At 52.6% G+C, this 12,230-nt stretch carries 12 protein-coding genes; 8 read left to right on the top strand and 4 right to left on the bottom strand.

Going from position 1 to position 12,230, the window contains the following annotated elements; all coding sequences use genetic code 11:
• Positions 1-71: 71 nt before the first annotated feature.
• The 8 genes from F7231_RS03830 (at position 72) to F7231_RS03795 (ending at position 7,336) form a co-directional block, all read left to right on the top strand.
• Positions 72-905 carry a CvfB family protein gene (locus F7231_RS03830; protein WP_166690938.1) on the top strand — a complete coding sequence of 278 codons (834 nt, stop codon included), beginning with the start codon at positions 72-74 and terminating at the stop codon, positions 903-905.
• Positions 902-1,876: an L-threonylcarbamoyladenylate synthase gene (locus F7231_RS03825; protein ID WP_166690937.1), complete on the top strand. Its 975-nt coding sequence runs from the start codon at positions 902-904 to the stop codon at positions 1,874-1,876. The genes F7231_RS03830 and F7231_RS03825 overlap by 4 nt, the downstream gene beginning before the upstream one ends.
• A 74-nt stretch (positions 1,877-1,950) precedes the next feature.
• Positions 1,951-3,225: a serine hydrolase domain-containing protein gene (locus F7231_RS03820; protein ID WP_166690936.1), complete on the top strand. Its 1,275-nt coding sequence runs from the start codon at positions 1,951-1,953 to the stop codon at positions 3,223-3,225.
• Between the two features lie 168 nt (positions 3,226-3,393).
• Positions 3,394-4,275: a cell division protein FtsX gene (locus tag F7231_RS03815; RefSeq protein ID WP_085414612.1), complete on the top strand. Its 882-nt coding sequence runs from the start codon at positions 3,394-3,396 to the stop codon at positions 4,273-4,275.
• Positions 4,276-4,294: 19 nt separating this feature from the next.
• Positions 4,295-4,591 (top strand): DUF3098 domain-containing protein, encoded by a 297-nt coding sequence (locus F7231_RS03810; RefSeq protein ID WP_085414613.1) that lies wholly within the window; start codon positions 4,295-4,297, stop codon positions 4,589-4,591.
• A 136-nt stretch (positions 4,592-4,727) separates the two neighbouring features.
• Positions 4,728-5,591, top strand: a complete 864-nt coding sequence (locus F7231_RS03805) for an undecaprenyl-diphosphate phosphatase (RefSeq protein ID WP_085414614.1) — start codon at positions 4,728-4,730, stop codon at positions 5,589-5,591.
• An 8-nt stretch (positions 5,592-5,599) separates the two neighbouring features.
• Positions 5,600-6,313, top strand: coding sequence for a tRNA pseudouridine(55) synthase TruB (gene truB / locus F7231_RS03800; RefSeq protein ID WP_166690935.1), 714 nt, complete (start codon positions 5,600-5,602; stop codon positions 6,311-6,313).
• 93 nt (positions 6,314-6,406) lie between these two features.
• On the top strand, positions 6,407-7,336 hold the full coding sequence (locus tag F7231_RS03795) for a bifunctional riboflavin kinase/FAD synthetase (protein ID WP_166690934.1): 930 nt from the start codon (positions 6,407-6,409) through the stop codon (positions 7,334-7,336).
• An 89-nt stretch (positions 7,337-7,425) separates the two neighbouring features.
• On the opposite strand, the gene glgP is transcribed toward F7231_RS03795, so the two are convergent.
• The 4 genes from glgP to F7231_RS03775 all read right to left on the bottom strand — a co-directional run bounded on the left by glgP (position 7,426) and on the right by F7231_RS03775 (position 12,230).
• Positions 7,426-9,087 carry an alpha-glucan family phosphorylase gene (gene glgP / locus F7231_RS03790; RefSeq protein ID WP_166690933.1) on the bottom strand — a complete coding sequence of 554 codons (1,662 nt, stop codon included), beginning with the start codon at positions 9,085-9,087 and terminating at the stop codon, positions 7,426-7,428.
• A gap of 138 nt (positions 9,088-9,225) precedes the next feature.
• Entirely contained in the window at positions 9,226-10,242 is a 1,017-nt protein-coding gene (locus tag F7231_RS03785; protein ID WP_166690932.1) for an SDR family NAD(P)-dependent oxidoreductase, read from the bottom strand.
• 32 nt (positions 10,243-10,274) lie between these two features.
• The gene (locus F7231_RS03780; protein WP_085414619.1) at positions 10,275-10,970 is read right to left on the bottom strand and encodes a hypothetical protein; all 696 of its coding nucleotides are present in this window, start codon (positions 10,968-10,970) and stop codon (positions 10,275-10,277) included.
• Positions 10,971-11,147: 177 nt separating this feature from the next.
• Positions 11,148-12,230 carry an aminotransferase class V-fold PLP-dependent enzyme gene (locus F7231_RS03775; RefSeq protein ID WP_166690931.1) on the bottom strand — a complete coding sequence of 361 codons (1,083 nt, stop codon included), beginning with the start codon at positions 12,228-12,230 and terminating at the stop codon, positions 11,148-11,150.

Genomic DNA, 12,230 nt, shown 5'->3' with positions numbered 1-12,230 from the left:
CTGCCGGTTAGTTGATAAGCAACGCAACATCAAACCACAAACGGCACACCTGCTTTACCTACCTTTGCCCTATGATTAACATTGGCCAGTATAACCGGCTCACGGCCCTTCGGATGACGAGCGTGGGCATGTATTTGGGTGACGATGACGACAACGATGTGCTGTTGCCCAACAAGTACGTACCTGACGAACTTAAAGAAGGCGACAACATTGAGGTATTTATTTACACCGATTCAGAAGATCGTCCCATTGCCACGACGCTGCGCCCCGCCGTCATTCGCGACTCATTTGCTGCGCTGAAATGCGTTGCGCTTTCTTCATTCGGTGCTTTTATGGACTGGGGCCTCGAAAAAGACCTTCTGGTGCCAACCAAAGCTCAGGAAGTACCCATGTCGGAAGGCCGCTGGTACGTGGTGTACTGCGGCTACGATGCTGACACCGACCGGCTCATTGGCTCGTCGAAGATCAACGCACTCGTTGTCGACGAAGCACCGGAAGACCTGAAAGAAGGCGATGAAGTAACGGCACTCATTTACGAGCGAACCGACCTGGGGCTGATTGCCGTGGTAAACGACCAGTTTCGGGGCCTTTTTTACGCCAACGAACTGTTTAAATCGCTGCGTATCGGCGACAAAGTGAAGGCGTACGTGAAGCGTATTCGGGAAGACCTGCGCGTGGATCTGAGCCTGCAACCGGTTGGTTACGCGAAAGTAGAGCCAAACGCACAGGCCATTCTTGATAAGCTCAAAGCAAAAAACGGCTTCCTCCCCCTCACCGACTCGTCCGACCCGCAAGCCATTTACCAGTTGCTGGAGATGAGCAAGAAGACGTTTAAAAAAGCGGTTGGTGCGCTCTACAAAGAGCGTAAAATTGTGCTGAAAGAAGACGGTATTTATCTGGCATGATCGGCACAGACCTCAATGCTGCCCGGCACTGGCTGGAAGCGGGCAACGTAGTCGGTATTCCTACCGAAACGGTGTACGGGCTGGCAGGTAATGCACTCAACGAAGAGTCCGTGCTGACCATCTTCCGAGTGAAAAACCGCCCCGCCTTCGACCCATTGATTGTGCATACCGATTCGCTCGACAAAGTGCGGGAGCTGGTGCGCTACTTTCCTCCGGTGGCTGAGCAACTGGCACATACCTGCTGGCCGGGGCCGCTAACTCTCTTGTTGCCGAAGCGCGACCACGTACCTGACCTGACCACGTCGGGCCTCGATACAGTCGCAATTCGCATTCCAAACCACCCGTTGACGCTGGCGTTGCTGCAATCGCTCGACTTTCCGCTGGCCGCGCCAAGTGCCAACCCATTCGGCTACATCAGCCCCACTACGGCACAACATGTAGCCGATCAGTTAGGCGATCAGGTGCCTTATATTCTCGATGGTGGCCCCTGCCCTGTTGGCGTCGAATCAACGATTATTGGCTTCGATACCGACGGACAGGCGATGGTGTACCGGCTGGGTGGCATGGCTCTGGAACAGCTGGAGGCCATCACGGGCCCACTTCGGGTGCAAATGTCCACCTCGAACCCGCATGCGCAAAACGCGCCGCAAGCACCGGGTATGTTAACCTCCCACTACGCACCGCGCAAGCCGTTGACGCTATTAGCCTATGGTGAAACGCCCTCAATATCGGGTACGTTGTCGGCCGAATCGGTGGGGGCGCTGGTCTTTTCGGGTACGTTGCCGGGTATTCCAGCCGCGAATCAACTGGTGCTGGCCCCTACCGGCGATGTGCTCGACGCGGCACGCAACCTATTTGCCTACCTGCGCCAGCTCGACAACCTGCCCGTTACGCAACTATACGCTCAACTCGTTCCCGATGAAGGCCTTGGCCGCGCGGTGAACGACCGGTTACGCCGGGCAGCCGCGTAAATTTCAGCGGCAAAATACCGTACTTCGCCTTGCGTATACTATCCTTAAACCACCTAATCCCACCCCCTCCATCTATGCGTTTTTTTTGCTCCTTACTCCTGCTGGCAACGTCGCTCACAGCTGCTTTTTCACAACCCTATAAACTGACCGAGTCTAAATCGCCTGCCGCTGTGGGCGTAAGCACTGAGCGTCTGCAACGGCTCGACCGCGTTTTAAACGAATACGTCGATCAGAGGAAACAGGCGGGCATTGTGGCGCTCGTGGTTCGCAATGGGCAGGTTGTGTACCATAAAGCCTTCGGTGAAAACGGGGCCACAACAAAAGCCCCGCTTCAGCGCGATGCGATCATGCGCATTGCCTCACAAACCAAGGCAATTACCAGTGTGGCGGTGATGATGCTGTTTGAAGAAGGCCGTTTTCTACTCGACGAACCCGTTTCAAGATACATCCCGGCGTTTAAAAACCCGACGGTGATCGACACCTACAATGAGAAAGACACAACCTACACCACTAAACCAGCCAAAAGCGAGATCACCATTCGGCAGTTGCTAACCCACACGTCGGGCATCAGCTACCCTACCATCGGGACTAAAGAAGCCGTGGCGATCTATGCCAAAGCAGGCATTCCGAGTGGTATTGGCACACCCATGTACAGTTTGTCGGCTACGATTCCAACGCTGGCGAAGCTACCGCTGGTGCATAATCCCGGCGAAAAATGGACGTATAGCCTTAGCACCGATGTATTGGGTTACCTTGTTGAAGTGGTGTCGGGCCAATCACTCGACCAGTTTTTCCGTACGCGCATCTTTGAGCCACTGGGCATGAACGACACGTACTTTTATTTACCTGCCAGCAAGCATAACCGCCTGGCTACGCTCTACACCGAAACTCCCGGCACGCGGGAGATTGTGCCAATGCCGGTGCGGGGCAGCCTTTCACCTGACTACCCTACCAAGTCGGGCACCTACTATTCGGGAGGCGCTGGTTTGTCCTCAACAGCCTATGATTATGCCATTTTCCTCCAGATGATCCTGAATGGCGGCGAATATGGCGGAAAACGATTACTGGCCCCCGCTACGGTTGGCCTGATGACGCAAAACCAGATTGGTGCGCTGAACATAGGAGATAATAAATTTGGTCTTGGCCTTGAGATCACGACCGAAAAATCGGCCGCTAAACTGCCCGTGTCAGTTGGGCTGCTGGGCTGGGGGGGCTACTTCGGCACCAACTACTGGGCCGATCCCAAGACAGGGACAATCGGCTTAATCATGACCCAAAAATCGCCCAACTCCTACGGCGACCTCAACGACAAGTTCCGGGTGCTGGTCTATCAGGCGCTGGAAAAGTGAGCTTGCTGTTTGTGGTTTGATGTTGCGCTGCTATATCACAGTCAGGTACGTTAGCAACGCAACGTCAAACCACAAACCAACTTCCCTTCCCGTTAATTTTTCCTAATTCACAAGTCACACACGATTGCCAGCTGGCGGTCGTTGCTTGAAAAAGGCTATTTTTGTTCAATGGCGCGTAAGAAAAAGAATGTGGGTGCCTACCCAACCGGTCGAATTCTGTTCAGTCTGACGCTGGCTCTACTGCTTATTGGTGCCTGTGGTCTGCTGGCTATCCAGTCGAAACGGCTGGTTACCAACGTACGGGAAGGCAATGAAGTACGGGCTTTTCTGGATAACGACCTCGATTCGGCAGGGCGGCTGAAGCTGGCGAAAACACTGGCCGATCAGCCCTTTGTAGTCACCACCAACGGCGAACCACAGATCAGGTACGTGTCGAAAGATGATGCGGCGAAGGAATTTATCGCCGAAACGAAAGAAGATTTCACCCAATTTCTGTCCGACAATCCGTTACATGCCAGCTACCGGATTCGTTTGCGCGAGGACTATTTCGCCGAGGCGAAGCTGAAAGAAGTACAGGGAGCGATTGAAAAAATGGATGGTGTTTTTGAGGTCGTTTACCCCGAGAACATGGTCGATAATATCAACCGAAACATTACCAAGATTTACGCCGTTATGGCGGGCTTTGCCCTGGTATTGCTCATTATCATTGTCGTGTTGATGAACAACACCATCCGGCTGGCGTTGTATTCGCAACGGCTTCTCATCCGAAGCATGCAGTTAGTGGGTGCGACCAACGGCTTTATTACCAAGCCTTTCCTGACACGGGGCCTCAGCCAGGGCTTCATGGCGGGACTTATCGCCGCCGTAATTTTGTTTATTGGCTGGTATGCTGCCGTGTTGAGCATGCCTGAACTGAATACGTTGACCGATCCGCTTCAACTGCTTATGCTGGCTGGCGGTCTGGTTGTGCTGGGTATGATTATCGGCTTGCTAAGCACGTTGCAGGCTGTCCACCGCTATCTAGACTTGTCGCTCGACGAATTATACTAACATCAAATCAAGATTTTATATGGAATCTGTTCGCCCTAAAACAACGAAGACTACACCCGTAACGGGGTTCTCAGTGCCAGAGGCAACCAAATCGAACCCGTCGTATGTACCAGCCATGCCATTTGGAAAGGCAAATTTCCAACTGATGATCGCCGGTATCGTCACCATTCTGGTTGGCTTTTTTGTCATGACCATTGATACGGAGCCGTTTGGGTTTGGTTTCTTCGGCTTAACGCTGGGCCCAATCATCGTTACGGCTGGCTTTATCATTGAATTTTTCGCTATTCTGAAAAAGCCCACCGAGTCGGCCAGTTGATCGGGTTTCGGCTTTACGCAGGGGAACACAAAGTGGATTGGCTTTTGGGGCCGCTCGCTTTGTGTTCCCTTTTTTTGTAGGTAGCCGTTTTTGTTCATCGTAGCTTTGCGCCCATTCTTCACTGCTACTCCGTATTATGAGTCTGTTTCATGCGATTATGCTGGCCATCATTGAGGGCCTGACCGAATTTTTGCCCGTTTCGTCTACTGGCCACATGATTATCTATTCCTCCCTGGCAGGCATCAGTGGCGATGAATTCACGAAACTATACACCGTCGACATTCAATTTGGCTGTATTCTCTCCGTACTGGTTCTGTATTATCGCCGTTTTCTACGCGACACCCGTACCCGCGCCGATATGGTTTGGTACAAAGCCCTCCCCGATTCTGTCCGGAAGTTGATCGGCCCCGTATCTGGCCAACTTGATTTTTACCTTAAACTGTTCGTAGCATTCCTGCCCGCAGCAGTCATCGGCTTCCTGCTCAACGATTTTATCGATAGCCTGCTGGAAAACGTGGTGGTGGTTGCCATATCACTGGTTGTAGGCGGCGTTATTCTGGTTTTCATTGACCGGATCATCGAAAAACACTCTACCCGCGACTACGACATTACCTTCCCTGAAGCCTTAAGAGTCGGCTTCTTCCAGTGTATCGCCATGATTCCCGGCGTATCACGGTCGGCATCAACCATCATCGGTGGGATGACGCAGGGCCTAACCCGCCAGCAAGCCGCCGAATTTTCGTTCTTTCTCGCCGTGCCCACGATGGCTGCTGCTACGGGTTACAAGCTCCTGAAAACGTACGAGATGCTACAGCCGTCTGACTACCAGACCCTGCTCATTGGCAACGGTATTGCGTTTCTGGTTGGCCTGCTGGCCATTCGGGGATTTGTTGGCTTCCTGAACAAATACGGTTTCAAAGTCTTTGGCTATTACCGCATCGTTGTGGGCCTGATTCTGCTGGGCTTGATCGCCGCTGGCGTAAAAATCGATATTCTTTGATTGCCAGTATGGATCCAAATCAACCAGCTCCCGACCCGGGCCAATTAATCCTGATCGATAAACCACGCGAATGGACGTCCTTCGACGTGGTGAACAAAATACGCCGGGCCTGCAAAATCAAAAAGATCGGTCACGCCGGCACGCTCGATCCATTGGCGACAGGCCTGCTCATTCTCTGCACAGGCAAAATGACCAAGCAAATCGATAGTTATCAGGCGCAGGAAAAAGAGTACACAGGTACGTTGGTACTGGGTAAAACCACACCTTCTGTCGATCTGGAAACCGAGTTCGACGGCGAATTCGACACATCGGAGATCACCCATGAGCAGGTACGTGCCGCAGCGGCGCAGCTGACGGGCGACATTCAGCAGATACCGCCCATCTACTCGGCCATTCGGGTGAACGGCGAACGGCTGTATGAACGGGCACGACGCGGCGAAACGGCCGACCAGGTAGAAGGCGGTATCAAAAGCCGCACCGTCACGGTTTCGACGTTCAATGTCATGACCAACGATTTTCCGACCATCGATTTCCGGATTGTGTGCTCAAAAGGCACTTATGTTCGTAGTCTGGTGCGCGATTTAGGTCTTCTGCTCAACAACGGAGCTTACATGTCCGTGTTGCGCCGTACCCGCATCGGTGAGTTCGACGTGAAGGATGCCCACACCGTAGAAGAATTTATAGAAACCTATTTAAAGAGTCACGATAGTCAGTCTCAATAAGTGGCGCTGCGGATGGAAAGTACGTCGACAAAACTAACTTTCCATGCTTAGTACTCTTTTCCAATTGACTTTCCAGACTATAGTATACTGATTATGATCGTCCATCGCGGCATCGACAGCTTATCGCCTCTCCCCTACGCCGTTGTGACCAGCGGCACATTCGATGGCGTTCATTTGGGGCACCAAACTATTTTGAAGCGCCTTAATGAAGTGGCACGGTCTCATCCTGATGGGCAGTCGGTTGTGATGACGTACTGGCCGCATCCGCGCACGGTGGTGTCAAACGATAGCCAGGATTTACGTCTGTTAAGCACCCTGGAAGAAAAGATTGAGTTGCTCGAACAGGCGGGAGTAGATCACCTGGTAGTTATTCCGTTCACGCGCGCGTTTTCGCAACTCACGTCGGGCGAGTTTATTCAGCATGTACTGGTTGATGGGCTGGGGACGAAGAAACTGGTGATTGGCTACGATCATCGCTTTGGCCGAGACCGTGAAGGCGGCTTCGACTACATTCAGGCGCACCAGGCCGATTATGGCTTCGAGGTAGAGGAGATTCCCCGGCAGGACATTGAAGCAGTGGGCATCAGTTCATCGAAGATCCGCGCTGCCCTGAACGAAGGCAACGTAGATGCGGCCAACCGTTTTCTGGGTCGACCCTACTCTCTGACGGGCACCATTGTAAAAGGCCGGCAACTGGGCCGCACGATCGGCTTTCCAACCGCCAACCTACAGGTCGACGATGCCGTGAAGTTGATTCCGGCCAACGGCGTTTACGCGGTCGATGTGATGCAGGGCGGTGAACTGCACGGTGGTATGCTGAACATCGGTTTCCGCCCAACGGTCGCTGGTGAACACCAGACCATCGAAACGTACATTTTCGATTTTAGTAAAGACATCTACGGCGAGCATATGACGCTGCAGTTTCGGGCCTTCCTCCGTCCCGAACAAAAATTCACTGGCCTCCCCGCCCTGGTCGAGCAACTCCAGAAAGATGAGCAGGCAGCCAGGGAAATATTAGTTTGACGTTTGCTGTTTGTGGTTTGACGTTGCGCTGCTTGATTAACCGTTTGGTGGATAAGCAGCGCAACGTCAAACCACAAACAGCAAACTATCTAAACGTACACCCGCTCGTAATACTCCTGCGCCATTCGGTCGGCACTGAAGTAGGCCAAGACGTCAGTCATGCTTTGTGTTACTAGTTTCTGCCACTCGCCGGGCCGGTCATAGTAGGTTGGCAGAATGTGCTGCTCCAGCAAATCGAAGATACCGTTCCGGTCGTGCGCATCCCGCACATCGGCGGTAGCCTGCAGGTCGGCTTCGGGTACGATAAAGCTGTTCATACCCGGCTTTGCAAATTCACAGATCCAGCCATCGTTTGTCGACAGGTTAATCGCGCCATTCATAGCGGCTGTCATCCCCGACGTACCTGAGGCTTCGCGGGGTACCACAGGCGTATTCAGCCACACGTCGGCCCCATCTTTCAGCGCTTTTGACAACGCCAGTTCATAGCCCGTCAGCACGGCCATGTTTGGATGCAGATGACTCAGGTAATGCAGTTTGTTGAAATTCTGTTTCGCTCCTTCGTCGAATGGATACGGTTTTCCCGCCCAGATGATCTGTATTGGGTACCGGGAATTGTTCAGTAGCCGACGGAACCGTTCTTCATCGTGTAGCAGCAGGTCAGGGCGTTTATAAGCCGCGAACCGGCGAGCCCAGACAATCGTCAACACGGTGGGGTCAAACAGTTTTCCTACCTGGTCGGCAACGATATTGAGTAGCGGCTGTTTCATGGCCCGCTTACGGCTGGTCATGGCCTCGGCGTCTGTATGCTGGTACGCTTCGGCTAGCCGGGTATCGGCCCAATAGCGGTAGTTTTGGGCGTTGGTAACGTGGGTAATTTCGCAGATACCAGGGTAGTGTCCCCACATCTTACGCGCTACTTCTCCATGTAGTTTCGACACGCCATTGGCCCGACGGGCCATGCGCAGCGCTGCCAGCGAGTGGTTAAACACATCCTCTTCGATGCCAGTCAACGCACGAACCTCATCGAGCGGTAAACCGCCAAAAAAGCCCAGATTGTCCAGAAAGTGAATATTATGTTTTTCGTTTCCGGCTTCTTCAGGGGTGTGCGTCGTAAAAATCAGCCGTTCCCGAAGTGTTTCCTTCGATTTACCAACCTGCTGATAGAGATGGAAAGCCGCTGACAAAGCGTGTGCTTCGTTGAAATGATAAGTGGCCGGGCTGTACTTGATTTCGTCCAGAAACTTGGCTCCCCCCAGACCCAGCACCATGCACTGCGCCACTTTCAGCGTAGGGTCATTGTCGTAAAGCCGGTACGAGATGGACCGCGCCTGTTCGTCGTTACCCTCCACGTCCGTCGTCAGGAAAAACATCGGCACGGTGTTGAAGTGCGACGGGTCGAGGTAATAGGCACGTACCCAGATGGGCCGACCAAATACGTTGATCGTAAAGTGCGCCCCTGTATCCTGCAAAAACGAATATATTTTCTCACGAAAAAGTACACCCATCGAATTATCGGGTGTACGAACCTGATCATAATAGCCTAGTTTCCAGAGCATACCAATGCCTATCAGGTTCTGCTTCAGGTCAAACGCGCTTTTCATGTGCGACCCGGCGAGAAAGCCCAGCCCGCCCGAATACGTTTTCAGCGCCTGATCAATGGCAAATTCCATGGAAAAGTAAGCTACCGATTGAGAGAACCGGGAATCGACGGTATACGGATGTTGAAAAGGGGCAGGTAACGTGGTTTCCATCGGGTACAGTTGGTTGTGAATTAAGCAAAGGTACTTAACCTAAAATCCCCTGAAAGGGACTTCTCTGCGTATTGAACTGACCGTTCTCTACGCAAAGTCCGCTTCAGGGGATATAGGATTCTATTCAGAAAATGGGCGTTATACCTCAGCCAGCAGATCGCTGACAGTGTTTTTGGCATTCGTAACGGCCCGTCCGGCTTTATACCGAGCCTTTCCGTACTGATATTGATAGTTCAACCGGTCGGCCAACGGTGCACTCCGGTACAGGGCTGCCAGCGCAATGCCCGTTACGGCAATAGCGGCAAGGCTCAATCCGATTGTCCAGGCCGACTCTTTGCTTTCTTCGGCTACCTGACCTTTAGGCGTATTCAGCGTGCGCATCTGACCTGCCAGCATTTGCTGCGGGGCCACATAGGCCATTACCTCAGTCATTTTGTTTTTCACGCCGCCCGGCACCACTTTGGCTTTACCAGCCATCAGGCCCTCGTATCCGTCTTTAGCCACCATTGCGGCGTCATCGAGAATATCCGTTGCCAGAATGTCCGATGCCCCCGCTTTGTTGAAAAAGTCGGTGTCTGTAGCATTGGGCATTAGTGCGGTAATGGTCACGTTGGTATCTTTCAGTTCGTTTACCAGTGACTGAGTCAGGTTCCAGATATACGATTTTGTGGCCGCATACACTGCTTGAAGCGGGAACGGCGTGATTGACACCAGCGAGGCCAGATTCAGGACTTTGCCTTCATTACGCGTCACCATATCCTTCAAAAACAGCTTGGTCATCAGCGTCGTCGTCAGCACGTTCAGGTGGATCAGCGACTTTTCAGTTTCCCAATCGGTTTCATTAGCAAACTTGCCGTATGTCGACACACCCGCATCGTTGACGAGTACATCAACGGTGATGCCTTTCGCTTTTACCTGATCGTATACATCCTGTGCGGCGTTTTCTTCCGAGAGGTCTTTGCCAATTACGGTGACGTTTTCGGTCCCGTAATTCATTTCAAACACTTCGCTGAGCCGGTGCAAGGTGTCTTCGCTACGAGCCACCAAAACGAGGTTGTAGCCATCCTGGGCAAATAACTTGGCCAGTTCCTGACCTATTCCACTCGACGCACCTGTGATGAGGGCAGTCTTGCCGGTTCCTTTTTTCTGATTCATAACGTGTTGATACGTAGCCCTAAAGCTACAGGTTAGAGTTTATTTGGACGGCCGAAGAAATAATTTACGCCAAAGCGGAAACGACCACCTTTGTTACGACCCGCCAGGGCGTCGGTCTGACTAAAATAATTGCTTTCAAGGGCCAGCTCAGCACCAAGGTTTGGTCGAACCCATAACATGGTACCAATCTCCAGGTTGACACTCTGGTAGCGTGCCTTTTCGTCGGCACCGATATTGCTCGATTTTTCACTGCCGAAGTTGTAACCAAACCCACCGAAACCACTGATTCGAGTACGGAATGGGTAGTAGCGCAGGAAAACGCCCGTTTGACTGGCACGGTAGCTTGTATTGATCCGACTGTCGAAACTAAACTGAAGGCCGGCCATCAGGCCTGTGTTCAGGAAATAACCCGCCCGGGGCGAAAACGCCAGGTACGTGCCACTACCTGATCCCGTACCAACGCCCAGCGACGCACCACCCATGATGCTTCCTTTCTGAAACCAGGTAAGCTGATTGCGCTCCTGATACGAGCGACTTTCTTCATATTCTTCCCGCACCTTTACCTTGGCCCGGTCAGCAGCCTGGTTCACATCCTCTTTTACATCGTCGACCTTTTGGTTGACACGTTGGCGCGTTTCTGAGCTGTCAGATCGCGATCGGTTATCCTGCGCATACCCGGTGGCTGCGCAGACCGCTACAAGGGCGGCAGTGTAGATCAGTTTTTTCATCGTTGAGTTGGACTTACGTACTATTCTCTACTAACCAAGTAGATTCTGTTTGGTTTGCCGTAAAATAGTTTCAGGTCTCGAGTGCCGTTACTAATCAACCGCCTGATTGATCAGTAATGGCACTCGAGACCTGAAACTTAACGCCGCACTACGGCCACCCAAAACCAGGGTTGGGGCTTAGCCCACTTCTTTCAACCGGGCCAACAACTTGCTAACCTGCTCGGCTGAGGTAGCAGGGAAATTGGCGATGCGTATCTGACTGTCTTTGAACTTACCGTAACCACTACCCAGCACCATACCGGCTTCTTTCACGGCAGCAATCACCTCGGCCGCAGGGCGGGTGGTTTCGGCCACAATGACCGTCTGCGACCGGTGGCGGTCCTCTTTTACGAAAGGGGTAAAGCCGTCGTTAGTATCCAGAAACTTATAGATCTGTTTGGCGCGCTCTTCGGTCTGCCGCCGAATGGCAGAAATGCCAATCTTGTTGAGGTCGGCGGCGATCTTGCCTAACAGGTAAATAAACAGCACATTCGGTGTGGCCGGCGTTTCGAAGGTCTGGTAATGCTTATGCAACATAGGCAGCGTGTTGTGCGCCCCTACGGTCATCGACTCATACTGTTGCAAACGTTCGGCTTTTTCCAGACAGGCATCATTGGCAATCCAGACACCCAGACCGGCAGGCATTCCAAACGCCTTTTGGACGGAGAAAAAGGCCGAATCAACCAGCGTAAAATCCAGATCGGGGTAGGGAGCCGATGAGACCATATCCACGCAGAACAACTTCTTGTTGTATTTCCGCTTCAGCTTATGAATTTCCGTTGGCCGGAACTGCACACCCGACGACGTTTCGTTATGCGTAATCGCCACCAGCTCGGCATAATCAGGTACGTCGATTTCGGCAGCATCGAAGCCTTCGCCAAAGCGTTTTTCGGCAATGTGCGCGAACTTATGCAGGCTCAGGGCATAGTCGTAAAATTTGCGCGAAAACGACCCGTTCACCATATGAAAACTCTCATGCTCGACACAGTTAAGCAGCATTCGCTCCCATACTTCCGACGCTGACCCGGTAAAATAAATGCCGTGGGTCGCCGGAATGTTCAGCAAGGTACGCAGCTGTTCATCCGTGTACTTGTAGATGTCCCGGAAGCGCTGGCTCCGGTGCGATATCGACCCAATTTGTTCGTCCATCGCCGTTTTCAGGTGGTGGGCAAAGGTCGGATACAGTTCCGCCGGTCCGGGAGTGAAGTAAACTTGGCTCAT

Source organism: Fibrivirga algicola, assembly GCF_011742925.1.
GTDB lineage: Bacteria > Bacteroidota > Bacteroidia > Cytophagales > Spirosomataceae > Fibrella > Fibrella algicola.
This window is presented reverse-complemented; position numbering and strand designations above follow the sequence as displayed.

Coding starts and splice junctions, on each gene's coding strand:
- F7231_RS03830 (WP_166690938.1), top strand. CDS start 72: ATGATTAACATTGGCCAGTATAACCGGCTCACGGCCCTTCGGATGACG.
- F7231_RS03825 (WP_166690937.1), top strand. CDS start 902: ATGATCGGCACAGACCTCAATGCTGCCCGGCACTGGCTGGAAGCGGGC.
- F7231_RS03820 (WP_166690936.1), top strand. CDS start 1,951: ATGCGTTTTTTTTGCTCCTTACTCCTGCTGGCAACGTCGCTCACAGCT.
- F7231_RS03815 (WP_085414612.1), top strand. CDS start 3,394: ATGGCGCGTAAGAAAAAGAATGTGGGTGCCTACCCAACCGGTCGAATT.
- F7231_RS03810 (WP_085414613.1), top strand. CDS start 4,295: ATGGAATCTGTTCGCCCTAAAACAACGAAGACTACACCCGTAACGGGG.
- F7231_RS03805 (WP_085414614.1), top strand. CDS start 4,728: ATGAGTCTGTTTCATGCGATTATGCTGGCCATCATTGAGGGCCTGACC.
- truB (WP_166690935.1), top strand. CDS start 5,600: ATGGATCCAAATCAACCAGCTCCCGACCCGGGCCAATTAATCCTGATC.
- F7231_RS03795 (WP_166690934.1), top strand. CDS start 6,407: ATGATCGTCCATCGCGGCATCGACAGCTTATCGCCTCTCCCCTACGCC.
- glgP (WP_166690933.1), bottom strand. CDS start 9,087: ATGGAAACCACGTTACCTGCCCCTTTTCAACATCCGTATACCGTCGAT.
- F7231_RS03785 (WP_166690932.1), bottom strand. CDS start 10,242: ATGAATCAGAAAAAAGGAACCGGCAAGACTGCCCTCATCACAGGTGCG.
- F7231_RS03780 (WP_085414619.1), bottom strand. CDS start 10,970: ATGAAAAAACTGATCTACACTGCCGCCCTTGTAGCGGTCTGCGCAGCC.
- F7231_RS03775 (WP_166690931.1), bottom strand. CDS start 12,230: ATGAGCCAAGTTTACTTCACTCCCGGACCGGCGGAACTGTATCCGACC.